The sequence below is a fragment of the Pseudomonas sp. 8_5_2 genome (genome assembly GCF_059295255.1).
This window is the reverse complement of record NZ_CM181238.1, coordinates 3,805,806-3,830,761: the sequence shown is the minus strand read 5'-3', so window position 1 is coordinate 3,830,761 and position 24,956 is coordinate 3,805,806. Positions and strand designations below refer to the sequence as shown.

At 64.0% G+C, this 24,956-nt stretch carries 22 protein-coding genes; 8 read left to right on the top strand and 14 right to left on the bottom strand.

Annotated features, from left to right (window positions below):
• Positions 1–3: 3 nt before the first annotated feature.
• From AC5O5R_RS17690 to AC5O5R_RS17665, 6 genes are all read right to left on the bottom strand, one after another.
• On the bottom strand, positions 4–2,436 hold the full coding sequence (locus tag AC5O5R_RS17690) for a TonB-dependent siderophore receptor (protein ID WP_494514626.1): 2,433 nt from the start codon (positions 2,434–2,436) through the stop codon (positions 4–6).
• Between the two features lie 93 nt (positions 2,437–2,529).
• The gene (locus tag AC5O5R_RS17685; protein WP_172220252.1) at positions 2,530–3,504 is read right to left on the bottom strand and encodes a FecR domain-containing protein; all 975 of its coding nucleotides are present in this window, start codon (positions 3,502–3,504) and stop codon (positions 2,530–2,532) included.
• Positions 3,501–4,007 carry a sigma-70 family RNA polymerase sigma factor gene (locus AC5O5R_RS17680; RefSeq protein WP_172220249.1) on the bottom strand — a complete coding sequence of 169 codons (507 nt, stop codon included), beginning with the start codon at positions 4,005–4,007 and terminating at the stop codon, positions 3,501–3,503. Before AC5O5R_RS17680 ends, AC5O5R_RS17685 begins: the two co-directional genes overlap by 4 nt.
• A gap of 103 nt (positions 4,008–4,110) precedes the next feature.
• On the bottom strand, positions 4,111–4,887 hold the full coding sequence (locus AC5O5R_RS17675; protein WP_172220246.1) for a ParA family protein: 777 nt from the start codon (positions 4,885–4,887) through the stop codon (positions 4,111–4,113).
• A 96-nt stretch (positions 4,888–4,983) separates the two neighbouring features.
• The gene (locus tag AC5O5R_RS17670) at positions 4,984–7,758 is read right to left on the bottom strand and encodes an amino acid adenylation domain-containing protein (RefSeq protein WP_172220244.1); all 2,775 of its coding nucleotides are present in this window, start codon (positions 7,756–7,758) and stop codon (positions 4,984–4,986) included.
• A 157-nt stretch (positions 7,759–7,915) separates the two neighbouring features.
• Positions 7,916–8,398 (bottom strand): Lrp/AsnC family transcriptional regulator, encoded by a 483-nt coding sequence (locus AC5O5R_RS17665; protein WP_172220241.1) that lies wholly within the window; start codon positions 8,396–8,398, stop codon positions 7,916–7,918.
• A 123-nt stretch (positions 8,399–8,521) separates the two neighbouring features.
• Here AC5O5R_RS17665 and AC5O5R_RS17660 point away from each other — a divergent pair, with 123 nt between their 5' ends.
• Together AC5O5R_RS17660 and AC5O5R_RS17655 are read left to right on the top strand one after the other, a co-directional pair.
• A complete protein-coding gene (locus AC5O5R_RS17660; protein WP_172220238.1) occupies positions 8,522–9,553 on the top strand; it encodes a histone deacetylase family protein in 1,032 nt (343 codons plus the stop codon).
• A gap of 87 nt (positions 9,554–9,640) precedes the next feature.
• The gene (locus AC5O5R_RS17655; RefSeq protein WP_494514625.1) at positions 9,641–11,068 is read left to right on the top strand and encodes an amino acid permease; all 1,428 of its coding nucleotides are present in this window, start codon (positions 9,641–9,643) and stop codon (positions 11,066–11,068) included.
• 36 nt (positions 11,069–11,104) lie between these two features.
• Here the strand turns inward: AC5O5R_RS17655 and catR are convergent, their stop codons facing one another.
• Positions 11,105–11,977 (bottom strand): HTH-type transcriptional regulator CatR, encoded by an 873-nt coding sequence (gene catR / locus AC5O5R_RS17650; protein WP_172220232.1) that lies wholly within the window; start codon positions 11,975–11,977, stop codon positions 11,105–11,107.
• Between the two features lie 134 nt (positions 11,978–12,111).
• Between catR and AC5O5R_RS17645 the strand changes: the two genes are divergently transcribed.
• From AC5O5R_RS17645 to catA, 3 genes are read left to right on the top strand one after another with little or no spacing between them, the layout of a single operon-like run.
• Positions 12,112–13,233 carry a muconate cycloisomerase family protein gene (locus AC5O5R_RS17645; protein ID WP_172220229.1) on the top strand — a complete coding sequence of 374 codons (1,122 nt, stop codon included), beginning with the start codon at positions 12,112–12,114 and terminating at the stop codon, positions 13,231–13,233.
• Positions 13,234–13,254: 21 nt separating this feature from the next.
• Positions 13,255–13,545: a muconolactone Delta-isomerase gene (gene catC / locus AC5O5R_RS17640; RefSeq protein ID WP_013973066.1), complete on the top strand. Its 291-nt coding sequence runs from the start codon at positions 13,255–13,257 to the stop codon at positions 13,543–13,545.
• Positions 13,546–13,588: 43 nt separating this feature from the next.
• A complete protein-coding gene (gene catA / locus AC5O5R_RS17635; RefSeq protein ID WP_172288001.1) occupies positions 13,589–14,524 on the top strand; it encodes a catechol 1,2-dioxygenase in 936 nt (311 codons plus the stop codon).
• A gap of 102 nt (positions 14,525–14,626) precedes the next feature.
• On the opposite strand, the gene AC5O5R_RS17630 is transcribed toward catA, so the two are convergent.
• Positions 14,627–15,556, bottom strand: coding sequence for an electron transfer flavoprotein subunit alpha/FixB family protein (locus tag AC5O5R_RS17630; RefSeq protein ID WP_494514624.1), 930 nt, complete (start codon positions 15,554–15,556; stop codon positions 14,627–14,629).
• A gap of 16 nt (positions 15,557–15,572) precedes the next feature.
• A complete protein-coding gene (locus tag AC5O5R_RS17625) occupies positions 15,573–16,322 on the bottom strand; it encodes an electron transfer flavoprotein subunit beta/FixA family protein (RefSeq protein ID WP_172288190.1) in 750 nt (249 codons plus the stop codon).
• Positions 16,323–16,636: 314 nt separating this feature from the next.
• Between AC5O5R_RS17625 and AC5O5R_RS17620 the strand changes: the two genes are divergently transcribed.
• The 3 genes from AC5O5R_RS17620 (at position 16,637) to AC5O5R_RS17610 (ending at position 20,992) form a co-directional block, all read left to right on the top strand.
• A complete protein-coding gene (locus AC5O5R_RS17620; RefSeq protein ID WP_172232772.1) occupies positions 16,637–17,824 on the top strand; it encodes a porin in 1,188 nt (395 codons plus the stop codon).
• 140 nt (positions 17,825–17,964) lie between these two features.
• Positions 17,965–19,128: a nitric oxide-sensing protein NosP gene (nosP, locus tag AC5O5R_RS17615; RefSeq protein ID WP_172288192.1), complete on the top strand. Its 1,164-nt coding sequence runs from the start codon at positions 17,965–17,967 to the stop codon at positions 19,126–19,128.
• Complete coding sequence (locus AC5O5R_RS17610; RefSeq protein ID WP_494514623.1) at positions 19,058–20,992, top strand: PAS domain-containing hybrid sensor histidine kinase/response regulator; 1,935 nt, start codon at positions 19,058–19,060, stop codon at positions 20,990–20,992. The genes nosP and AC5O5R_RS17610 overlap by 71 nt, the downstream gene beginning before the upstream one ends.
• A 29-nt stretch (positions 20,993–21,021) precedes the next feature.
• On the opposite strand, the gene AC5O5R_RS17605 is transcribed toward AC5O5R_RS17610, so the two are convergent.
• From AC5O5R_RS17605 to AC5O5R_RS17585, 5 genes are all read right to left on the bottom strand, one after another.
• The gene (locus tag AC5O5R_RS17605) at positions 21,022–21,687 is read right to left on the bottom strand and encodes a response regulator transcription factor (protein WP_172231495.1); all 666 of its coding nucleotides are present in this window, start codon (positions 21,685–21,687) and stop codon (positions 21,022–21,024) included.
• 57 nt (positions 21,688–21,744) lie between these two features.
• Positions 21,745–22,305 (bottom strand): PQQ-dependent catabolism-associated CXXCW motif protein, encoded by a 561-nt coding sequence (locus tag AC5O5R_RS17600; RefSeq protein ID WP_172231492.1) that lies wholly within the window; start codon positions 22,303–22,305, stop codon positions 21,745–21,747.
• Positions 22,306–22,476: 171 nt separating this feature from the next.
• Positions 22,477–23,061 (bottom strand): LysE family translocator, encoded by a 585-nt coding sequence (locus tag AC5O5R_RS17595; RefSeq protein WP_172231489.1) that lies wholly within the window; start codon positions 23,059–23,061, stop codon positions 22,477–22,479.
• Positions 23,062–23,110: 49 nt separating this feature from the next.
• On the bottom strand, positions 23,111–23,941 hold the full coding sequence (locus AC5O5R_RS17590) for an AraC family ligand binding domain-containing protein (protein WP_494511248.1): 831 nt from the start codon (positions 23,939–23,941) through the stop codon (positions 23,111–23,113).
• 48 nt (positions 23,942–23,989) lie between these two features.
• Positions 23,990–24,913 (bottom strand): LysR family transcriptional regulator, encoded by a 924-nt coding sequence (locus AC5O5R_RS17585; protein ID WP_172230968.1) that lies wholly within the window; start codon positions 24,911–24,913, stop codon positions 23,990–23,992.
• Positions 24,914–24,956: the final 43 nt, after the last annotated feature.

The following is a 24,956-nucleotide window of genomic DNA, read 5'->3' as shown; positions in this document are numbered from 1 at the left end:
CGGTCAGAGTTCCGGGGTGTACTTCACCGTCAGCAGGAAGTTGCGCGGCTCGCCCCAATTGTTGCTGCCATTAAGCTGGTTGAACCCGGCAACCCAGTACTTCTTGTCAAACAGGTTGTTGGCGTTGACGGCAACGTTCACTTCCGGGGTCAGCTGATAGGCCAGCCGCGCGCTCCATACGGTATACCCGGGCACGGTATAGGTGCGCTCGTAGCCCAGGGTGTGGCTCTGGGTGGTGAAACCAAGGCCGGTGCTCCAGCGCTGGCCGTCCAGCGGCAGGGTGTAGTCGGCCCAGGCGCGCAGCATGTGCTTGGGTGTCCACTGGCTGAACGTGCGCCCTTCGTTCTCCGGGTCATCGAGGAACTTGGTGGTGTTGTAGGTGTAACCGGCAAACAGTTGCAGGCCGCTCAGCACTTCGCCGCTGATCTCGGCCTCGACGCCCTGGCTGCGCACCTTGCCGGCAGCGGTGGAGCAGTACCAGTCATCGCAGGCGAAGCCCGACGCCACATCGGTGACCGCGCGGTTTTCCTGGTCATAACGGAACAGCGCCAGCGACGCATTGACCCGGCCATCGAGCAGCTCGCCTTTCAGGCCTGTTTCATAGTTGCTACCGATTACCGGTTTGAGTGGCGTATTGCCCACGGCGCGTTCGGTCTGCGGGACGAACACGTCGGTGTAGCTGGCGTACCAAGCCCATTCGCGCGTCAGGTCATAAACGAACCCGGCATACGGCGTGACTTGCCCCGATTCGGTCATGCGGCTGGTCGGGTAACGGGTACCTGGGTCGCTCAGGCTGTCGAAGTCGATCGAGTCCCAGCGGTAGTCGAACCAGCTCACGCGCGAGCCCAGAATCAACGTCAGGTCCTGGGTCGGTTTGACGCGCCAGGCGCCATACAGGCCTTTCTGGCGAATGTCGTAGCTGGCCCGGTTGGAACGTGCAAGGTCGCCGTCGAAGACGCTGTCCCGGCTGGGCTCGGGGCGGTCATGATCGATATCGAAGATGTTGCCGCCGGCGTCGAAGTTGCGCCAGTAGGCGTCGTCCGAGGTCAGTTTGGCGTAGTTGCCGCCCACGGTGATCTCATGGGCCAGGGGGCCAGTGTCGAAGTGGCCGACCACGTTCATGTCCAGGCCCAGCTTGGTCGAGTGAAAATCGGTGAGCCAGTCGGCGTAGGTGATGCCGCTGCCATCTGCTGCAATGCCTTGGCCGGTGCTTTGCACGCGCTGGTGGGTGGACGTGTTGGTTTCATCCATGCGCACGGCAGCAGCCTTGAAGGCCCAGTCATCGTTGAAGCGGTGTTCGAGGTCCAGGTAGTAGGTGGTGACGTCGTTTTCTGCACGGCTCCAGCGGGCCCCGGTATAAGTCGACCGAGGCAGGTCAACCGCCTTGCCACTGGCGTAGCGTGGAATGCCGCGCAGCATCGGCCTGGACTGCTGGCGGCTGTAACTGATACCGCCGCCTACGGTGGTTGCGTCGCTGAGGTCGATGTCCAGTGCCCCATACAGCGAATGGTTCTTGCTCCAGACATAATCGATGAAACTGTCGCTCTGGTCTTCGTCCGCGACAACCCGTCCGCGCACCCGGCCATCGCTGGTCAGCGGGCCGCCGGCATCCACTTGCAGGCCGTAGTGGTCCCAGGAGCCGGCTTTACCCGTCAGCGTAACTGTCGGCGCCACCTGGCCACGCTTGCGCACCAGGTTGATCGCGCCGCCCGGGCTGCCGGTGCCTTGCAGCAGGCCGGAGGCACCGCGTAACACTTCGACGCGGTCGAAAAACACCAGGTCTTGCGTCGCCCAGTTGCCCAGCGAGTAGTTGTTGCGCTGGATCGGCACGCCATCGTACTGCCAGTCATCGATCTGGAAACCTCGCGAGGTCACCACCACGCCAGGGCCGATGCCTTGTGCGCCGACGATGCCGGTGGTGTGGTTGAGCGCGTCCTGCAGGTCGGTGATGCCCTGGTCGTCCAGTTGCTTGCGGGTGATGACGGTGACGGACTGGGGGATTTCCTTGAGGGTATGGGTGCCTTTGCCGAGGGTGACGGCGCGGGCGGCATACGAGCCGCTGCCCTCGCTGGTGGCATTCAGGTAATTGTCGGTGATGCTGGTGCTGCCCAGCTCCATGACATCGCCCCCCAGGCTGGCGGGCGCCACACTGAAATGCCCGTCGGCGGACACCCGCAACGCCAGGCCACTGCCGGCCAGGGCAGCTTGCATCGCCTGTTCGGCGCTCATCTGGCCGACCACGGCAGGCGCCTGCTTGCCGCGCACCAGCCCAGGCTCCAGGGCGATGATGTGGCCGCTTTGGCTGGCAATCCGGTTGAGCGTATGCGCCAGGCTGGCGGCTGGCAGGTCGAACGCCAGGGTTTGCGCCTGGGCGAGCACGTTGAAGCTGGTCACGGCGGCGACGAGGGGCAGGGCGCGGGGCCAAGGGTTGTACACGGATTACTCCCGAATGAGATGGCTGTCAGGAGGTATGTGGGACGAGCGCGGAAAACTTGCCAGAAATGCGAATGATTTTTACAAATATTTGCATCAGGCGGTTTTCAGGTCGATCAGCATCAGCCACGGGCCGAAGTGCTCGACCTTGATTGGCAGCGCTTCGGCCAACGCCGCCAATGCCTGCAGGGGCTGATCCAGCGCAAATACGCCCTGTACCCGCAGATCTCGCGCTGCCGGGGCCAGCCGGATGTAGCCACGCTGGTAGGGGCGCAACGCGTCGATCACGCTATGCAACGGCTGGTCGAGTACCTCAAGCCGACCCTCCAGCCAGGCAGCGCGCTGCTGCTGTTCGTCGGTCAGGCGCTCGATGTGGTGACCCTGCAGCAGGGCTGCCTGACCCTGCTGCAACTCGGTTGACTGGCCATCGACCAGGCTGACGCGGACACTGTGCTGCAGCACCACCACCCGGGTGGCGGCATCTTCCTGGCTGACCAGAAAGCGCGTCCCCAGCGCCTGCACCTGCCCCTGCGCCGTGCGCACCCGCAGCGGCCGCTGCCGGTCGCGCGCGACCTGGATCTGCAGCTCGCCGTGACGCAACACCAGCAGCCGTTGCCCGGCATCGAACTGCACGTCGACTGCGCTGGCGCTGTTCAGGCTCAGGCGGCTGCCATCGGAGAGGGTAAAGCTGCGCCGTTCCCCGCGGGCAGTATGCAGGTCGGCCAGCCAGCCCTGCGCCGTGTCGCTGCGCCAGCCGCCCCACAGGGCAGAGCCAAACAGGCCCAGGCTGGCCATGGCTCCGAGTACCTCACGCCGCGACCGGGTCGGCTGCAACAGCAAGCGGCGCGCCTCTGCGGCCTGGCCGGGGGCCCGTTGGTTGAGCCCGTGCAAGGCGGCTAGCGGCTGGCCAAGGCGCTGTTCCAGGCGGTTCCAGGCTTGTTGGTGAGCCGGGTCCTGCTGCAGCCACTGCCTGACGCGCTGCAGCAGGGCGTCGTCAGGCGTGGCGGCCCTGAGTGCAACCATCCAGTCGATGGCCTGCTCGCCGACGCGGTCCAGGGCGGGTCGGCTCATGGCTGCATCTCGCTCAGGTAGCATTGGCGCAACGCCTGCTTCATGTAGCGACTCACAGAGCGTTCGCTGATCTGCAGTTTGACGGCGATGTCGGCGTAGTTCATGCCGTCGAGCTGGCTATAAAGGAAGGTGGCCTTGACCGCCGCTGGCAAGCCGTCCAGCACTTGGTCGATGGTCACCAGGGCCTCGATCAACAGCAGTTGTTCCTCGACCGAGGGCGCTACCGCTTCAGGCAGCCGTGCCAGGTGCTCGAGGTAGGCTTGCTCGAGCTGGCGGCGGCGATGGCGGTCGAAGATCAACCGGCGGGCGATGACGGTGAGGTAGGCACGCGGTTGCTGGATGCTGTCCGGGTCGACCCGTGCCCCGAGCATCTGGCAGAACGTTTCGGCAGCGGTGTCCTCGGCGTCGGCGTGGTTGCGCAGGCGTTTGTGGATGTGCTGCAGCAACCAGCGATGGTGGTCGCTGAAGAAAAAGCCCAGTTTACGGGTCGAGGTGCTGTCCAACGCCTGGCATCCGGTTGTGAGTGTGAATCGTTCTCAATGGTAGCCGGGTCGTCTGTTTTCCCGCAATGGGGTGATCTGCATATCCCTGGTCGCTCAGCTGCTGTCAGGCCGCGCGCTCCAGCGCATCCAGCAGGTCGACAAACTCCAGCGCCAGCTTGTGCCGGGGCGCCAGGTGCACCAGGGGGACCGAGGCCTGGTGTGATTCACGCATCTTGATCGAGCTGCTCAGGTACACCGGCAGTACCGGCAGGCCTTCGCTGCGCAACTGCTCGATCAGGGTCTGGTGCAGCGCGGTGCGCCCGGCAAACTGGTTGACCACCACGCCCTCGACTTGCAAGGCCGGGTTATGGTCCTGGCGCAGCTCCTCGACCTCGGCCATGACGCTGTGCAAGGCCTGGCGCGAGAAGCTGTCACAGTCGAACGGAATCAGCAGGCGCTCGGCTGCCACCAGGGCGCTGAAGGTGTAGAAATTGAGCGCGGGCGGGGTGTCGATGTAGATCCGCTCGTAGTCCTCGCCCAGCTCAACCAGCAGCTTGCGCAGCTTGTTGATCTTGAACTTGCTCTCCAGCTTGCTCTGCAGGTCGCTGAGGTTGGGGCTGGCGGTGACCAGGTGCAGGTTGCTGTAGCGGGTTTCGGTAATTGCCACGCGGTGCTTCTTGCCGGCGGCGGTGACCGGCGACAAGGTCTGGCGGAAGAAGTCGGCGATGCCGGCAGGGATGGCGTCATTGACCAGGCCGGTCAGGTAGTAGGTGGCATTGGCCTGCGGGTCGAGGTCGACCAACAGGGTGCGGTAGCCCTCGGCGGCACTGGCGGCGGCGAGGTTGCAGGCGATACTGGATTTGCCCACGCCACCCTTCTGATTGAAAACCACACGACGCATGAGACGTTCTTCCATGAAATAAAAATGTCAGGTTGGGGTCAATCCTATGACGGCAACACGACAGTTTTATGACAAGGTTTGTTACAACCCGCCTTTTCAGCGTACTTCCGGCTTTACAATCACGGCTCCTGTGCCGGCGGCCTGCTTGCGCGTGCTCCAGCGCGTCAGCAGCCGGCGCGTCAGGGCATTCCAGCAGTAGCTCACCAGCACCCCGCCGGTGACGGCCAAGGCCACCTCGAACAGCGGATGATGGTAGAAGCGGTTTGCCAGCGACTGGAACTGGAAATGCGTCAGGTAGATATACAAGGTTGACGAGGCGATCACGGCGCCGGCCCTTGCCACCAGCGCGGGCACCGGCACCGAGCGGAACCAGATAAGCGCCAGCATCGCTGGCAGGGCGATGTCGACATATAGGGTGAAGGCCTCCCAGCCCACGCCGGCAATCGCCATCAGGTCAAGCTCGCCGACCACCAGCACGGCAACCGCGCTGGCCACCCATTTGCGCGCGGTGGTGGTGGCATGGTGCACGGCCATGCCCAGCAGCATCACTGCCAGGAAGTGTTGCGGTACCCGATTGAGCAAGGCGCCGGCGTCGAACACGAAACGGTTCAGCAGGACATCCAGCGCCACCATGGCGCAGCTGGCAATGATCAGGCAACGGAACGGGTCGGCAGCGAGCACCTGGCGCACCCGCCTGATCGACAGCAGCAGGCCGATCACCAGGAGCATCTGCACCAGTACTTCGATGTACCAGTAGTTGAACAGGTTGACCTCGCTGGCCGGAAACCAGTTGGACACCAGCAGCAGTGATTGCCAGTGCAGCCGGTCGAACAGCAGCTGCACCAGGGCGGTGTACAACAGGGTCGGCACCACGATGGCCGCCAGCGACGGCAGCAGTGTGCGCGCATCGCCACGCGTTTCGATGGCCTGCAACTGAAACCGGGCCAGGCTGATGCCGGAGACCAGGAACAGCACCGAGGTTTCGCCAACGATCAGCCAGTGGTCGAATTCGCTCATGTGCCCGACCACAATCAGCAGGATGGCGAGCATGCGCACGAATACCGGCATTTCCATCACCCGCCATGCGCCCTTGGCTGGCGCACTCAGTTCGGCCAGCTGGTTCACCGGCAGGGTTTCCCAGCGCTCCGGCAGGTGGCCGATCAGCTCCTCCAGCACCCGTGAGGCCTGCACGAACGACAGCGAATCGCCGCCCAGCTCGACAAAGCTCAACCTGGCGTCCAGGTGCGTTACCTGAAGGATCCGCGCCCAAGCTGTGCTGAGCTTCTCGGCGACCGGCGACAAGGGTTGCTCGGCGCTTTGCGCGAATGGCACCGGCAGGGCGCGTTTGTCGACCTTGCCGTTGGGGGTGAGGGGGATGGCAGGCAGGAATACGAACAGTGCCGGCACCATGTAGTCCGGCAACTGGCCGCTCAGCGCCCGGCGCAGCTTTTCAGCTGTAACAGGCGATGTCGCCACGCAATAGGCCACCAGCCGGGTCGCCGCACTGTCGTGGTTGGCCACTACCACGCATTGGCTGATGTGCGGGTGACGGCCGATGGCGTTCTCGATTTCCGCCAGTTCGATGCGATGGCCGCGGATCTTTACCTGGGTGTCTACGCGCCCCAGGAAGCTGGCGCTGCCATCGGCCAGGTAGGTGCCCAGGTCGCCGGTGCGATAACAGCGGTCGTCCGGGTTGTCGGTGAACGGGTTGGCAATGAACTTGGCTGCGGTCAACTCCGGGTCGCCCCAGTAGCCATGCGACAGGTAAGGGCTGCGGATCAGGATTTCACCGGTTTCACCCTCGCTGGCCAGTTGCTGGGCCGGGTTGACGATCAGCAACTGGGCATCGGCGATGCCTTTGCCCAAGGGCACCTTGGCAATGTCGGTGGCCGGATCGAGCCTGTGGAAGGCCATTGCTTGCGGTGTTTCGGTGGTGCCATAGAAGTTGACGTTGCTGGCATTCGGCCCGATGGCGCGGACTTGCCGGTACAGCGCCGGGCTGAGCGCATCGCCACCCCAGAACAGCCAACGCAGTTGCTCGAACACCAGGCCATTGAGCCGCGCACCGGTTTCGATCAGCTTGCCCAGCGGCGGGGTCAGGTGGATAACGCTTACGCCGTGCCGGTGAATCCAGCTGGCCAGTTGCGAAGGGTCGGTCAGGGTCGGCTGGGTAGGGCAGGCGATGGTCGCGCCAATCGAAAGGGGCGTGAACACATCGCGGTAGACCGGGTCGTGGCCCAGGCCGGAGAGCAACGAGAAGGTGTCGGCCGGGGTAAAACCGTGCTGGCGTACATGCCAATCGATGAAGTGCACCAGCGGCGCGTGATGGGTGACGATACCCTTGGGCTCGCCGGTGCTGCCCGAAGTAAAGGTGATGTATGCCGGCTGCTCGGGCTCTATCGGCGGCAGCGGGGCTTGCTGGCAGGGGAACGCCTGCAGTGCCTCGGCAGGCCCTTCTGGCACTGCAACGGCAAGGGGGTGGTCGGCGTCGATTGTAGCGTCACCACAACCCAGCACCACGGCCGGCGTCAGGGTGCGGACGATCTGCTGTATGCGCGCGGCGGGGTAGGCGGCATCTGCCACGCTGAACGCCAGCCCGGCGCGCAGGCAGCCGAGCATGGCATAAATCAGGGCGGGGCTGCGGTTGGAGACGATGAGCACACGATCGGCGCTGCTGGCCGCGGTTGCCAGCAGAAAGGCGGCAATGCCCCGGCTGACCTGCTCCAGCTGGGCGTAGCTGCAGGTGGTGTGCTGGGCAATGATGGCGGTGGCATCCGGGCAGCGGCTCGCCTGCTTTAGAAAAGCGTGGAAAATCGGCTGCTCGGCACGGTACTCCAGGCACAGCGTCGGGTTCGGGCGCAGGTCCGGCATGATGGGTGAAGGCTCCGCATGAACGTAGGGGCTGGCTGGTAGCACAACGCTAGTGCAGGGTCGCCGATGGCGCCAATCGCAGTGTCCGCCTTGCGATAGCCGGGGGCGCTGCGCCCCTTTCGCGACGCAAGGCCGCTCCAACATCAGCGTCAGCCTTTCAGGGTACGGGTATCCGCGACACCGCCTTCACTTCGCGCAGGGCCAGGCTCGACTGAATCGAGGCGATGCCCGGCTGGCGGCGCAACACGTCCTCGACAAATCGGCCATAGCTCTCCAGGTCACTTGCCAGCACCGTCAGCACATAGTCGGCCTCACCAGTCACCTTGTGGCACGAGAGCACCTGCGGCAGCTTGAGGATCACCTGCTCGAATTCGTCCGGCGCCTCGGCCGAGTGGTTGCCAAAGCGCACCTGGGCAAACGCCATCACGTCGTAGCCCAGCTTGCGGCGGTCGAGATTGGCCTGGTAGTCCTTGATGATGCCCAGCTCTTCCAGCCGCTTGCGCCGGCGCCAGCAGGGCGTCACGGTCATCGACAGGCGCTCGCCCAAGGCCGCGCTGGACAGGGTGCCGTCTTCCTGCAACAGGCGCAGCAGTTCGCGGTCGGTCTCGTCCAGCTGTTCGATAGCAAAGGCTTTGCTCATGAATGCACAATCCAGTGAATGTTTTGCTCAAGCATCCGGTTTGGCTGAGCATAAAGCAAAGCATTTTCAGCACTCTCTCGCGAAAATTGGTTATCCGCCAACCCCTTGGAAAAGGACATTCGCGTGCTCACTGTCTTCAGCAACAACCACCGCTTGCACCATGGCTCGGAACTCAAGGACGGGGCGATCACACCCTCGTTCGAAAACCCCCGGCGAGCCGACACCGTGCTGGCGCGGGTGCAAAGCAGCGGCCTGGGCGATGTGATTGCCGAACAGGCCTTCGACCGCGCCTGTTATGTGGCAGCGCACAGCGAGCGCTATGTAAGCTTTGTGGAAAACGCCTGGAGCGAATGGGCCGCCACCGGCAAGACCCACGATGCCCTGCCGTTGGTGTGGCCGGTACGTGACCTGGCCATTGACCGCGAGCCGGGATTCATCGACGGCAAGCTGGGCTTCTACGCCATGGACGCCGGGGCGCCGATCACCTCTGGCACCTGGGAGGCGGTGCGCAGCAGCGCCAACGTCGCCCTGACCGGCATGCAACGCATCCTCGACGGCGCCGACAGTGCGTTTGCCCTGTGCCGCCCGCCGGGGCACCATGCCGCCCGCGAATACATGGGTGGTTACTGCTACCTGAACAACGCCGCCATCGCCGCCGAGCGCTGCCTGGGCCAGGGCGCCAAGCGCGTTGCCGTGCTGGATGTGGACTTCCACCACGGCAACGGCACGCAGAACATCTTCTACGATCGCCCTGATGTGTTCTTCGCCTCCCTGCATGGCGACCCGCATGTTTCCTACCCGTACTTCTCCGGCTATGCCCATGAGCGCGGCGCGGGCGCGGGTGAAGGTTTCAACGCCAACTACCCGCTGGGCAAAGGCACGGTCTGGGCGCAGTACCAGCCAGCCCTGCAGGACGCACTCAAGCGCATCGTCGCGCACCAGCCCGAATTCCTGGTGGTGTCGCTGGGTGTCGACACCTTCGAGGACGACCCGATCAGCCACTTCAAGCTCACCAGCGAAGACTTCCTGCGCATGGGCGCCGAAATCGCCAGCGCCGGTATCCCGACCCTGTTCGTGATGGAAGGCGGCTACATGGTCGATGAAATCGGCATCAATGCCGTGAACACCCTGCAAGGTTTCGAAGCCGCACGCTGACCCGCGCCACACACCGTGGCCAGGCCTTACATGGGCCTGGCCCGGCGCACCACGACTAGCCAGACCAACAATAACAAGAGGTCGCCCATGCAAGACATGTCCGCAAGCCTTGAGCAAAGCAAACCGGCAGAGCCCGCCCGTGACGGGCACCTGCAACGCACGCTGGAAAACCGCCATATCCAGCTGATTTCCATCGGTGGCGCCATCGGCACCGGCCTGTTCATGGGCTCGGGCAAGGTGATAGCGCTGTCCGGCACCTCGATCCTGCTGGTGTATGCCATTCTCGGGTTCTTTGTGTTTTTCGTCATGCGCGCCATGGGCGAACTGCTGTTGTCCGATCTGCGCTTCAAGTCGTTCGCCGACATCGTCGCCCATTACCTGGGCCCGCGTGCCGGCTTTGTGCTGAGCTGGTCGTACTGGCTGAGCTGGAGCGTGGCGGTGGTGGGCGACGTGGTGGTGGTCTCCGGGTTTTTCCAGTACTGGTACCCCGATGCACCGGCCTGGCTGCCGGCGTTCTTCACCCTGTTCGTGTTGCTGGGGCTGAACATGCTGGCGGTGCGCATTTTTGGCGAGGTGGAGTTCTGGTTCGGCATCATCAAGATCGTCGCCATCGTCCTGCTGATCATCACGGCGGCGGTGATGATCGCCACCTCCTATACCTCGCCCAATGGCGTAGTCGCCTCGCTGTCCAACGTGGTTGCGCCCGGTGCGGTGCTGCCGCATGGCATCAGCGGCTTCTTTGCCGGTTTCCAGATTGCCGTGTTCTCCTTTGCTGGCATCGAGTTGATCGGCACCACTGCCGCAGAAGCGAAAAACCCGCATCGCTCGCTGCCCAAGGCCATCAACACCATTCCCCTGCGTATCCTGTTGTTCTACATCCTGGCGCTGGTATGCATCATCAGCGTGGTGTCCTGGGCCGAAGTGCCGGCCAACCGCAGCCCGTTCGTGGAACTGTTCCTGCTGGCCGGCTTCCCGGCAGCGGCTGGCATGATCAACTTCGTGGTGCTGACGTCGGCGGCCTCGTCGGCCAACAGCGGGGTGTATTCGGGTTGCCGGATGCTGTTCGGGCTGGCGGAGCGGCGTAACGCACCGGCCATCTTCGCCCGGCTGTCGAGGCTCAGCGTACCGCTGTACAGCCTGCTGTTTTCGGGAGTGTGCATGCTGATCGGGTTGAGCCTCTTGTTCATCATTCCCGAAGTGATGACCGTGTTCACCTTGATATCGACCGTTTCGGCGATTCTGGTGATTTTTACCTGGTCGATGATCCTGGCAGCGTACATTGCCTACCGCAAACGCAACCCGGCTGCGCACCAGGCCTCGTTGTTCAAGCTGCCGGGCGGGGTGCCGATGGCGGTGACTACCCTTGGCTTCCTCGGCTTTGTGCTGGTGTTGCTGGCGCTGCAGCCGGATACCCGGCTGGCGTTGTGCGTGATGCCGTTGTGGTTTGTGTTTCTGCTGCTGGCTTACCGGCGGCGTACACCTGTCAGCCCTGATGCAATTCACCAAAAATCATGAAATCCCCCAAAGACCCCTGCCACTGGCGGGGTCTGCTCATCCAGCCTGCTGCGCAATCAATGCCAGGCAGCGCTGAACGATCGGGCTCACATCCCCCTTGCGCCGGCTGAGGATGATCGGGCTGACCGCGCCACTGTCCAGCAAGCCTGCATACTCGATATCGGTGCGATGCTGCTGCTGCACCGACGCCGGCACCAGGGTCACGCCCACCCCGACTGCCACCAGGCCGATAGCGGTCTGCAACTCATTGGCCCACTGGCTGACGCGAATGCTCATGCCATGGTGAGCGAACAGCCCCAGCACATGGTCGGCATAGCTGGGCCGGGGGTTGGCAGGGTAGAGGATGAACGCTTCCCCGGCCAGCTGGGCAAGGCTGAGCGGGTTGCCCGCCAACGGGTGCCCCTTGGGCAGTACCGCAACCAATGGGTCTTCGCACAGCACCTGCTGGTGAATGGCCGGGTCGTCGATGCGAATGCGTCCGAAGGCAATGTCGATGCGCCCGCTTTTCAGCGCTTCCACCTGCTGCAAGGTGGTCATCTCGTTAAGGCCCAGCTCCAGCTCGCTGTCCTGGCGCAGCTCGCGGATCAGCTCTGGCAGCACGGCGTACAGGGTCGAAGGGGCAAAGCCGATGCCCAGCCACTGGCGCTGGCCCTGGCCGATGCGGCGAGTGTTGTCGCTGATGTTCTGCAACTGCTGCAGCACGGTGCAGGTCTGCTCATAGAAAAAGCGGCCAGCCTCGGTCAGCCGCAGCGGGCGCTCGCGCACCACCAGCAGCGTGCCGAGCTGGTCCTCGAGCTGGCTGATCTGCCGGCTCAGCGGCGGCTGGGCAATGTGCAGCAACTCGGCGGCGCGGGTGAAGTTCAGGGTTTCGGCCAGAACCTTGAAGTAACGCAGGTGGCGCAGTTCCATCAGACCTCCAGGGTATGGTGGGAGATTCATTTGATATTGGACTGCTTCAGGGTCTCGCGCAATCCTTGACCAATCAAGTAAATGCACCATTCGGGCCTGCTGCTGGCAGCCCGACCTGACGGGACCTGGCAACAATGACAAGCGCGTTGATTGAACGTATCGAGGCAATTATCGTCGACCTGCCGACCATTCGCCCACACAAACTGGCGATGCACACCATGCAGCAGCAGACCCTGGTGGTATTGCGCGTACGCTGCAGCGATGGCGTGGAAGGCATTGGCGAGGCCACCACCATCGGCGGCCTGGCCTACGGCTACGAAAGCCCCGAAGGTATCAAGGCCAATATCGAGGCACACCTGGCCCCCGTGCTGATCGGCCTGCCGGCAGACAACATCAACGCGGCCATGCTCAAGCTGGACAAGCTGGCCAAGGGCAACACCTTTGCCAAGTCGGGTATCGAAAGCGCCTTGCTCGACGCCCAAGGCAAGCGCCTGGGCCTGCCGGTGAGTGAACTGCTGGGCGGGCGCGTGCGCGACAGCCTGGAAGTGGCCTGGACCCTGGCCAGCGGCGACACCGCCCGCGATATCGCCGAAGCCCAGCACATGCTGGAAATTCGCCGCCACCGCGTATTCAAACTGAAGATCGGCGCCAACCCGGTGGAGCAGGACCTCAAGCACGTGGTGGCGATCAAGCGTGAACTGGGCAACAGCGCCAGTGTGCGCGTCGACGTCAACCAGTACTGGGACGAGTCCCAGGCCCTGCGCGCCTGCCAGGTGCTTGGCGACAATGGCATCGACCTGATCGAACAACCGATTTCACGTATCAACCGCGGCGGCCAGGTGCGCCTGAACCAGCGCAGCCCGGCGCCGATCATGGCGGATGAGTCGATCGAAAGCGTCGAAGACGCCTTCAGCCTGGCCGCTGACGGCGCGGCCAGCATCTTTGCCCTGAAAATCGCCAAGAACGGTGGTCCGCGTGCCGTGCTGCGCACCGCCCAAATCGCCGAGGCGGCCGGTATCGCCTTGTATGGCGGGACCATGCTCGAAGGCTCGATCGGCACCCTGGCTTCGGCCCATGCCTTCCTCACCCTGCGCCAGCTGACCTGGGGCACCGAGCTGTTCGGGCCGCTGCTGCTGACCGAAGAAATCGTCAACGAGCCGCCCCAATACCACGACTTTCAGCTGCACATCCCCCGTACCCCAGGCCTGGGCCTGACCCTGGACGAACAGCGCCTGGCGCGCTTCGCCCGCCGCTGATTCAATAGCAAGGAGACAATCATGCTGTTCCACGTGAAGATGACCGTGAAACTGCCGGTCGACATGGACCCGGCCAAGGCCGCCCGGCTCAAGGCCGACGAAAAGGAACTGGCCCAGCGCCTGCAGCGCGAAGGCACCTGGCGACACCTGTGGCGCATCGCCGGCCACTACGCCAACTACAGCGTGTTCGACGTGCCCAGCGTCGAAGCGCTGCACGATACCCTGATGCAGCTGCCGCTGTTCCCGTACATGGACATCGAGGTCGACGGCCTGTGCCGGCACCCCTCGTCGATCCACAGCGACGACCGCTGAGACGCACCTGTCGACCCGACAAGAACAATATGAGGTAAGCGCGATGACCGTGAAAATTTCCCACACTGCCGACATTCAAGCCTTCTTCAACGAAGTGGCTGGCCTGGACCACACCGAAGGCAGCCCGCGTTTCAAGCAGATCATCCTGCGTGTGCTGCAGGACACCGCGCGCCTGGTCGAAGACCTGGAAATCACCGAGGACGAGTTCTGGCAGGCCGTTGATTACCTCAACCGCCTGGGTGGCCGCAACGAAGCCGGCCTGCTGGCCGCCGGCCTGGGCATCGAGCATTTCCTCGACCTGCTGCAGGACGCCAAGGATGCAGAAGCCGGCCTGAGCGGCGGTACCCCACGCACCATCGAGGGCCCGCTGTACGTTGCCGGGGCGCCGCTGGCGCAAGGCGAGGTACGCATGGACGACGGCACCGACCCGGGCGTGGTGATGTTCCTGCAGGGGCAGGTGTTCGATGCCGATGGCAAGCCACTGGCCGGCGCTACCGTTGACCTGTGGCACGCCAATACCCAGGGCACCTATTCGTACTTTGACTCGACCCAGTCCGAGTACAACTTGCGCCGGCGCATCATCACTGACGCCGAAGGCCGCTACCGTGCGCGCTCGATCGTGCCGTCGGGGTATGGCTGCGACCCGCAGGGTCCAACCCAGGAATGCCTGGACCTGCTCGGCCGCCACGGCCAGCGCCCGGCGCATGTGCATTTCTTCATCTCGGCGCCGGGGCACCGCCACCTGACCACGCAGATCAACTTCGCCGGTGACCAGTACCTGTGGGACGACTTTGCCTACGCCACCCGCGACGGACTGATCGGCGACCTGCGCTTTATCGAGGACGCGGCGGCAGCGCATGACCGCGGCGTGCAAGGCGAGCGTTTTGCCGAGCTGGCGTTCGACTTCCATCTGCAGGCAGCCCAGGCGCCGGACGCCGAAGCGCGCAGCCACCGCCCACGTGCGTTGCAGGATGCCTGAACGCTACGGCAGCGCCTGCGTATGACCTGACTGCGAGTTGGTTTTTGCCTGGGCCTTTCCGTGCGGGGAGGGCCTGGGTTTTTTGTCGTCTGGGCTGTACGTTCAGAGCTGTTGTTGCAGCTCCGGCACGGCCTCGAACAGGTCAGCGACCAGACCGTAGTCGGCTACCTGGAAGATCGGCGCTTCTTCGTCCTTGTTGATCGCAACAATCACCTTGGAGTCCTTCATGCCGGCCAGGTGCTGGATCGCGCCGGAGATACCGACGGCGATGTACAGCTGTGGGGCCACGATCTTGCCGGTCTGGCCGACCTGCATATCGTTGGGCACAAAGCCTGCGTCGACCGCAGCGCGCGAGGCACCGACGGCAGCGCCGAGCTTGTCGGCCAGGCTGTACAGGTGCTTGAAGTTGTCACCGTTGCCCATGCCACGGCCGCCGGAAACGACGATCTTGGCAGCGGTCAGCTCTGGGCGGTCGGACTTGGCCAGCTCTTCACCAACAAATACCGAGATGCCAGCGTTGTGCGCGGCCCCTACCGCTTCAACGGCAGCGGAACCCCCTTCGGCAGCGACAGCGTCGAAGCCGGTGGTACGCACGGTGATGACCTTGACCGCAGCGCTGGATTGCACGGTGGCAATGGCGTTACCGGCATAGATCGGGCGCTTGAAGGTGTCGGCGGACTCGACCGCGATGATCTCGGAGATCTGGTCGACATCCAGCAACGCGGCAACGCGTGGCAGGATGTTCTTGCCGTTGGTGGTGGCCGGGGCCAGCACGTGGCTGTAGGCCTTGGCCAGCTCGACGATCAGCGGCGCAACGTTTTCCGGCAGAGCGTGGGCGTAGGCGGCGTTATCAGCTACCAGCACCTTGGCCACGCCAGCGATCTTGGCAGCGGATTCGGCAACACCACCGACGTTCTGGCCAGCGACCAGCACGTTTACATCACCACCGATCTTGGCGGCAGCAGCTACGGTGTTCAGGGTGGCCGGGGCTACGGCACCATTTTCGTGTTCGGCGACAACCAGGATAGTCATTTCTGGCTCCTCATAATTAAAGCACCTTCGCTTCGTTCTTCAGCTTCTCGACCAGTTCGGCCACCGACTTGACCTTGATACCCGCGCTGCGGGCAGCCGGGGCTTCAACCTTCAGGGTCTTGTTGGTGGAGGCGAGGGAAACGCCCAGATCGTCAGGTTTGACGGTCTCCAGCGGCTTCTTCTTGGCCTTCATGATGTTCGGCAGCGACGCATAGCGTGGCTCGTTCAGGCGCAGGTCGGTGGTGACGATGGCGGGCAGGTTCAAAGCCACGGTCTGCAGGCCGCCGTCGATTTCACGGGTGACGTTCAGCTTGTCGCCCGCCACTTCGACCTTGGAGGCGAAGGTGCCTTGGGCGAAGCCCGTCAGCGCCGCCAGCATCTGGCCGGTCTGGTTGTTGTCGCTGTCGATGGCCTGCTTGCCGAGGATGACCAGCTGCGGCTGCTCCTTGTCGACAACGGCTTTCAGCGCCTTGGCCACGGCCAGGGAGTTCAGTTCGTCAGCGGCTTCGACCAGGATGGCACGGTCGGCACCCAGGGCCAGGGCAGTACGCAGTTGCTCCTGAACGGCAGCCGGGCCCACCGATACCACCACGATTTCGCTGGCGATGCCTTGCTCCTTGAGGCGCACGGCTTGTTCCACGGCAATCTCGCAGAAGGGGTTCATGGCCATCTTCACGTTGGCCAGGTCGATACCGCTGTGGTCCGCCTTGACGCGCACCTTGACGTTGTAGTCGACGACTCGTTTGACACTTACCAGCACTTTCATAGGCTCTCCCTCGATCTGCGGGAGGCGGACAGCTGCCCACCTTGTAACGACAATAAGCGCGGCGGTGTGATTGCGGATCGTCCATTTCGACTAGCGTTTGCGCGGCGTACGCCTGCCAACGTCTCGAGCCGTGGCCGCCCGTGCGGCTTACAACCGAAGTGCCGGCACCGGGCCCAAGCCGGTGTTGCGCCCAAATCATCGCGCCACCTGCACCGGCCCAAAGCACCGGCAAGCCCGCGCCAAAGCAGCGTACCTGGTTGTCTGCGCGCTTCTGATAATCGCCTCCGACATCCAGTCCCCGTTTGGAGCGCGCCATGCACAAAAACAATAAGCACCTGCCGCCTCGTTTCCTCGCAGCCGCCATTGCCAGCCTTTCGGCCCTTGGCCTGAGCGGCGTTGCCGAAGCCGAGATCATGCTGTACGACAAGGACCAGACGACGTTCTCCACCGACGGCTACATCAACGCTTTCTATGTCAACAGCAAGGTCGACCGCGAGGGCGAGCAGTTCGATCGCCGCCAGTCGCGGGTGAAGATGGGCTTTTTACCCAACTACCTGGGCTTCAACATGGGCAAGCAGGTGGATGACCTGAAACTTGGCGCGCGTGCCTCGTTCTGGGTGACCATCAACGACAGCGAAACCAACGGTACCGACACCGCCATCGACGTGCGCCAGTTCTACGGCACCGTGGCCAACCCCGAGTGGGGCGAGGTGCTGATCGGCAAGGACTTCGGCCTGTTCGCCCGCTCCAACATCCTGCTCGACGAGCTGCTGGCAGGCTATGGCCAGGTCAGTGACACCCTGGGACTGGTGGACGGCGGCGGTGTGTCTTTCGGCAACATCGGCAGCGGCTACCCGTACCCGTTCCCAACCTCGCAGATCACCTACCGCACGCCGGTGATGGATGGGCTGCGGGTGGCGGTGGGCATCATGGACCCGGTGGACACCAACGACAGCAGCCCGACCGGCAAGGCCTACCAGGAAAACCCGCGTACCGAGAGCGAAATCACCTACCAGTTCGACCTGGGCGGGGCGCAGGTCTACAGCTGGGTCAACGGCAGCTACCAGACCTCCGACAATACCGACCCGACCGTGCAGTCGGTGACCTCGAAAGGGGTCGGTTATGGCGTGCAGGCGAAGATGGGCGGGTTGTCGCTGACCGGTTCGGGGTTTCAGGCCAAGGGCATCAACCCGTTCTTCACCAACAATGCCGGTGAACCGGTGTTGCGCAATGTCGACAGTGACGGCTACCTGTTGCAGGGGTCGTACAAGGTTGGCAAGAACCGCGTGGCGCTGTCCTATGGCAAGACCAAGGACGATGGCAACGGCGCGGTGGGCAGTGGTGCCGACTACGAGACCCGCGGGGTGGCGTTGTTCCATGACGTCAACGACAACCTCAAGCTGGTCGCGGAGTACAACCAGTTTTCCATCGACGGGCATGACACTAGCGCGCAGAACGAAGACACCGACACCTTTGCGGTGGGGGCGGTGCTGACCTGGTGAGCCGTGGCGGGGGGGCAGGGCCGTGCACAGGTCGGCGAAATCAGGACCATGGAACTGGCCACCCGCTACCCAAGTAGCATTCGCCGCCCATACCCGCCTTCGTACACTGACCTTTCAGCCACCCCGCGCCGGAGACCCCCATGCAGCAGGCTCACAATGACGGCGTGGTCAGTGCCATGTCCCAGGCCAGCGACGCGCGGCTGGCAGCCCAGGAGCTGGCGCGGCAGCTGCTGCACCCGCACCTGGGCTTCGTGCTGTTTTTCTGCTCTGCCGAATATGACTTGCGCGAGCTTGCCGAGGCCCTGGAGCAGGGGTTCGGCGGCATCCGCCTGGTCGGTTGCACCAGCGCCGGCGAGATCACCCCGCTGGGCTATGGGCGTAATTGCGTGACGGCGGTGGGCTTCGATCATCGGCACTTTTCCATCGCCACCGGGCTGATCGATGAAATGGAGCGCTTCAGCCTGATCGACGCGCAGCAGATGGTCGAACGCCTGGTTGGCACCTGCCGCAGCAATACCCTGGCACCGATCAAGGGCCACACCTTTGCCCTGACCCTGCTCGACGGCTTGTCCAGCCGCGAGGAAATGGTGCTTGCCGCGCTCAGCGCGGCACTGGGGGACATCCCGCATTTCGGCGGCTCGGCCGGCGACGACAACTACCTCACCCGCACCCACGTGTATTTCGGCGGCGCGTTTCACCACGGCGCGGCAGTGGTGGTGCTGGTCAATACCTGGCTCGACTTCGAAGTGTTCACCACGCACCACATCCTGCCGCGTCACGAAAAGCTGGTGGTCACCGGCGCCGACAGTGCCCAGCGCCGGGTTTTCGAACTGAATGCCGAGCCCGCTGCCGAGGAATACGCCCGCCACATCGGTGTGCCGGTGCATGCGCTTGATTACCGGGTGTTCGCCGCCCACCCGCTGGCCGTGCGCATACACGACCAGTACTACGTGCGGGCAATCCAGCAGGTGCACCCGGACCTCAGCCTGAGTTTCTATTGCGCGGTGGAAAACGGCATCGTGCTCACGGCCATGACCCCAGGGCCGCTGCTGCCGAACCTGCAACAGTTGTTCGATGGCCTGCGCCAGCGCCTGGGCCAGCTGCTGCTGACCATCGGCTGCGACTGCTTCCTGCGGCGCCTGGAACTGGAGGGCCGCAATGGCCTGGAGCCAGTTGGTGCGTGCTTGCGCGAGCAGCGGGTGATCGGCTTCAACACCTACGGAGAGCAGTTCAATGGCATGCACATCAACCAGACCTTCACCGGGGTCGCCATTGCCCGCCCCCGGCCTGCCGTCGGTCGCTGAACTGCAGGCCGAGGTCACCGGCCTGCAGCGCCAGAACCACAAGCTGCAGCGCATCAATGGCGCGCTGATCGAACGCATCGAGTCCGGCGTCACCCGCGGCAACGACCCCTATGCAGCGTTCCAGCATTCCGTGGTGCTGGCGGAACAGGTGCGCGAACGCACAGATGCCCTGAGCCAGGCCATGGCTGAGCTCAAGGCCCTCAACCGGCTGCTCAGTGAGGCCCGGCAGCGGGACGAAACTGCCCACCAGCACCAGATCCGACTGATCACCGACAATGTCCCGGCGCTGATCGCCTACCTGAACGCCGACCTGGTCTATGAATTCACCAACAAGGTGTATGAAGAATGGTACTGCTGGCCGCGCGGCGTGATGCTTGGCCAGAGCCTGCGCCAGGCCCACAGCGAGCAGCATTACCGGCGCCTGGAAGGCTACGTGGCGCAAGCGCTGGCGGGGGAGAGCGTAACCTTCGAATTTGCCGAAACCAACAGCAACGGCCAGGAGCGCTACATGCTGCGTTCCTACGTTCCCAACCGGCTGGCCAGTGGCGAGGTGGTGGGTATCTTCGTGCTGATCCGCGACATCACCGAGCGCCGTAACACTGCGCAGGCGCTGCACCAGGCTTATCAGCACCTGGAACTGCGGGTGCGCGAACGTACCGCCGAACTCACCACCCTCAACGACCAGCTACTGCGCGAAATCGAAGAACGCAGCCGGGTCGAGTCGCGCCTGCGAGAGGCCAAGCGCGAGGCCGAACAGGCCAACCTGTCGAAAACCAAGTTTCTCGCTGCGGTGAGCCATGACCTGCTGCAACCGTTGAACGCGGCGCGGCTGTTTACCAGCGCCTTGCTCGAGCGCGGGGAACCACACAACAGCGCCCACCTCGTACGCAACGTCAGCAACTCGCTGGAGGACGTGGAGAACCTGCTTGGCACCCTGGTAGATATTTCCAAGCTCGATGCCGGGGTGATCAAGGCCGATGTCGCCCCGTTCGCCCTCAGCGAGCTGATCGACAACCTCGCCGCCGAATATGCCCAGATGGCGCGCAGCGAAGGGCTTGAACTGCACTTCGTGGGCTGTTCTGCCGTGGTGCGCAGTGATATCCAGCTGCTCGCGCGCATTCTGCGCAACCTGCTCAGCAATGCCATCCGCTACACCCGCAGCGGGCGCGTGGTGCTGGGTTGCCGACGCCTGCGCGGCGGTCTGCGGATCGAAGTGTGGGACAGCGGTATCGGCATCGCCGAAGAGCATCTGGAAGAGATGTTCCAGGAGTTCAGGCGCGGTGATGTACAGCGCCCGGACCAGGACCGTGGCCTGGGTCTGGGCCTGGCGATCGTGGAAAAGATCGCCGGCATTCTCGGCCATCGCATTCGGGTGCGCTCGTGGCTCGGCAAGGGCTCGGTGTTCGCCGTCGAAGTGCCGCTGAGCGCAGTAGCACCCAGCCCCCAGCCAAGCCAGGCGACCTGCGCACGCACACTCGAACGCCTGCGTGGTGCGCGGGTGTGGGTGCTGGATAACGATGCGGCAATCTGCGCCGGCATGCGCACATTGCTTGAGGGTTGGGGGTGCCAGGTAGTCACCGCGCTGTCGGAAGAAGACCTGGCGCGCCAGGTGGACAACTACCACGCCAGGGCAGACCTTCTGATCGCCGACTACCACCTGGACAATGACTGCAATGGTATCGACGCCGTGGCCCGGATCAATGCTCGCCGCGCCCAGCCCCTACCGGCGTTGATGATCACCGCCAACTACAGCAACGAACTCAAGCAGCAGATCCGCGAGCTGGGTCACACCCTCATGCACAAACCGGTGCGGCCGATGAAGCTCAAGACCGCGATGAGCCACCTGCTGGCCATGCCAATGTAGGCGCTGCCTTGCCGGTACGCCGGTCCAGCTCAGCGCCGCAGGTAGTCAGCGAAATCGATATCGCCAGCACTGAGGATGGCCTGCACGCGGTTGTGCACGTTCAGCTTGCGCAAGATCGCCGAAACGTGTGCCTTGACTGTGGTTTCGGCGATATCCAGGGTGTAGGCGATCTGCTTGTTCGACTCGCCCTTGGTCATGCGCTCGAGCACCAGCAGTTGTTTGCGGGTCAGCGCCTGGAGCATCTCGGGCGGGAAGCTCGGGGTGTCGTTGAGGCGCCGGCTGGTGCTGCTTTTCTGGGCGCGGATGATGTCGGGCGGCAGGTACACGTTACCGTTGAGGATCTGCTCGATCGCTTCGATCATCTGTGAGCGCGGCGAGGATTTGGTGATGAACCCCACGGCGCCGTAGGTAATGGCCTGCAGCACGACCTGCTTTTCCTGCTCGGCCGAGACGATCACCACGGGCGTGGTCGGCGCCTCGTTGCGCAGGGTGATCAGGCCATTGAGCCCGTGCATGCCGGGCATGTTCAGGTCGAGCAGGATCAGGTCGAGGTCCTCATGCGCCTGGGTCAATGCCAAGGCGCTGTCCAGGTCGGCCGTTTCCATGACCTCGCTGCCTTGGAAGCCATCGCTGATGACATTGTGGATGGCTTCGCGAAACAGTGGGTGATCGTCGGCAATCAGAATTTTGTACATGGCCTTTTCACCTCGTTTTTATTGGATAGGGCGGGCACGTGTTCGCAGGCAGTGTATTCAGGGGAAAGGCACCGGTTGGGCCGGCTGCAGCGGCAGGTTGGCCTGCTGCCAGGCGTCCAGACCGTCGCGGTACCAGTACAGGTTGTGATAGCCGAGGGCTTTTGCGCGTTTTACCGCGTTCCAGCTCAACCAGCAATCGGCGCGGCAGTAAAACACCAGCGCTTGCCCCGGCTGCCCGGCGCTGGCTGCCTGCAGGTTACGCACGAAGTAGGCCTGCCAGGCCGGGCTCAATTCGCCGTCGCCGGTATTGGCCAGCCACAGGCTCCCGGGGAGGTTGCTGTGGGGTTCGTCCTCGATGAAGCGGCCTTGCAGCCATTGCCTGCGGTAGACGTCGATCAGCACCGGCCGGGGTTGCTGGCTCAGCAGCGTTTGCAGGGCAGCGGTATCGATGACCTGGCCGCCGTCGACTTGCTGTGGGGTCGGGCTGCGATAGAGGGTGGTGCGATAGCCTTCGGGGGAGAACATCGGCGCCGTGTCGGCCTGGGCCACGCTCAGTGACAGGCTGAGTGAAAGGGCCACCAGCAGAGGGCATGGGAGCCGGGGCAGGGCACGTGGCATGGGTTTTTTCCTTTTTGTTATGGAGCCATTACATGCCAGTGGCGGTGCTTTGTGAATGCGACGATAGACAGCAAAGGTAGTACTAAAGTAGTACGCGGATGGGGGCCGGTCTCCCCGCCTGCTGGCGGGGGCTGGCTTGGTCTTTTGGGGAGGGGGCTCACCTCTGCGGCTTCAGCTCAGCATGGCCACCCAGGCCGACACCAGCAACACTCCCGCCAATACCTGATTGAACACCCGCAACCGCTGCACCCCCTGCAACCACCGCGCGCTGCCTACCCCCAATGCCGCCCACGCCGCCATGCACGGCAGGGCAATCAGCAGAAACACCAACGCCAGCTGCCACACCGGCAGCGACGGTGCTGCAAATACGCCGACCACCGCCACGGCCATCAGCCACACCTTGGGGTTCACCACCTGCAACGCCGCCGCGCTCACGGCGCTGAAGCCGTGCGCCGTGGCGGCCTCAAGCGGTGCTGCCGCGCTGCGCAGCATCTTCCACGCCAGCCAGCTCAGCCACAGCACCCCGGCCCAGCTCATCATCTGTTGCGCCAACGGGTAACGCAGCAGCACCTCACCCAGCCCCAGACCGACCAGCAGCACGATCGCCGCAGCTGCCCCGCAGGCCGCAGCGATGGGCGCCAGGCTCGCGCGCAGGCCCAGGCGGGCACCGTGGGCGAGGATCAGCAGGTTGGTCGGCCCCGGGCTGATGCTGGACACCAGGGCGAAAAGGATGAAGGGCAACAGCGAGTGCGACATGATCAAGGGCTCCGGAAATCGAAGTACCATGCTCGCTGCCCACAGCCCGTCAGTCTGGAAGGTTTGAGCAGCGCCTGCGGTAGTCGGCCGGGGTCAGCTGGTAGGCGCGGCGGAACCAGCGCCCCAAGTGGCTCTGGTCGGCAAAGCCCAGGGCCACGGCCACTTCGGCCGGGGTCTGGCCCTGGGCCAGCAGGCGCCGTGCCCGGGCCAGGCGCAGCTGGATCAGGTAGGCATGCGGCGCCAGGCCGAATGCGGCCTTGAACGCGCGGGTGAGGCGGAAGCGGTCGATGCCGCAAGCCTGGGCCAAATCCTCCAGGCCAATGTCGCGTTCAAGGTTGGCATGCAGGTAATCACGTGCGCGTTGCGCGCTCAGCGGCAGACGCGGGTCTGGGTTGATACGCCGGCGCCAGTGCAGGTGACGGGTCAGGCAGGCCAACAGGTCGTCCATGGCTGTTTGCCTGACCATGCGCAAGTCCTGCTCATGCACGGCCCGGAAGGCGAGGGCGGTGGCACGCGCCAGGCGTTGGTCATGGCACAGGGTATCGGCAAAGCTGGGCAGGCTGCTGCCTGGTGCGTGCTCGAACAGCGCCCGTAGCTGCTGGTCGAGCCAGGCAGGCTCAAGGTACAGCGTCGAATAGGTAAAGCCTTCGTCGGTCGGCGCCAGTCCATCGTGAATGTCGCCGGGTTCGAGCAGGAACACCTGGCCTGGCGTGCTGCGGTGGCGTACCCGGCGACAGTTGAACTGCTGCACGCCCTGTTCGGTCACGCCGACCAGGAAGCTGTCGTGCCAGTGCGGGTCATAGGCATGCCCGACGAAATGCGCCCGCACCGACTCGATGCCAGTGTCGGCGTCTTGCTTGAAGTCGATCCAGTTGCTCATGCGGGTGTGCCATTGGGGTAAATGGCTACCTTAGCGTAATGGTCCGGCTCAGTCTGGAACGATTGTGCAGCCGTTGCTCAGCGCCCGGCTGCGCAAGGCTTCGAAGCGCTCGCGCAGCCACAGGTGCAACTGCGCCACGGCAGGCGTCAGCTGTTTGCGATGCGGGCACACCAGGGTGACCGGCGTGGGCTCGCCGAGCAACTCGGGCAGGACGATTTGCAGCTCGCCGGCCGCGATGTTGGCGCTGACATCCAGCCACGACTTGTAGACGATGCCTTCGCCCTGAAGGGCCAGGCGCCGGATGACATCGGCATCGTCGCTGACCAGCGGCCCGCGCACCTGCACGGTGCGGTTGCCGACTCGCCACTTGTCATACACCCGGTTGTGCTGCAGGTACAGCAGGCAGTCGTGTTGCTGCAATGCGTCGGGGGTGAGCGGATGGCCGCGGCGTGCCAGGTAGTCCGGCGAGGCCACCAGTACCCGGCGGTTCCAGTCGGCCAAGGGCAGGGCGATGTAGTTGGCATCCTGGTTGAGGCCATAACGGATGGCCACGTCCACCGGGTCGCGGTTCAGGTCGGCGATCTGGTCGGACAAAAAAAACCGCAGTTGCAGGGCCGGGTGCTCGCGGCGAAAGGCGCTCAGCCATGGCAGCAGCATGTTGCGACCCATGTCGGAAGGTGCCGAAACCTGCAGCGTGCCGCGCAGTGTGCCCGGGTTGCCATGCAGGTCTTCATGGCCCTGGCGCAGGCTCTCCAGCACATTCAGGGCGGTGGGCAGGTAGCGCTCGCCTTCGGCGGTCAGGCGCAGGCTGCGGGTAGTGCGGGCGAACAGGCGTACGTCCAGGTCGCGCTCCAGGCGCTTGATCGCGGCGGCCACCTGGCCCGGTAGCAACCCAGCCTCATGAGCGGCGGCGGTGAAACTGCCCAGCACGCTGCTGCGGGCGAACAGTTCGAGGTCAGCGATGCGCAGCATTTTCACTCCGGCGATGAAAGTGTTGCTGCATTGTGCCGCTTTT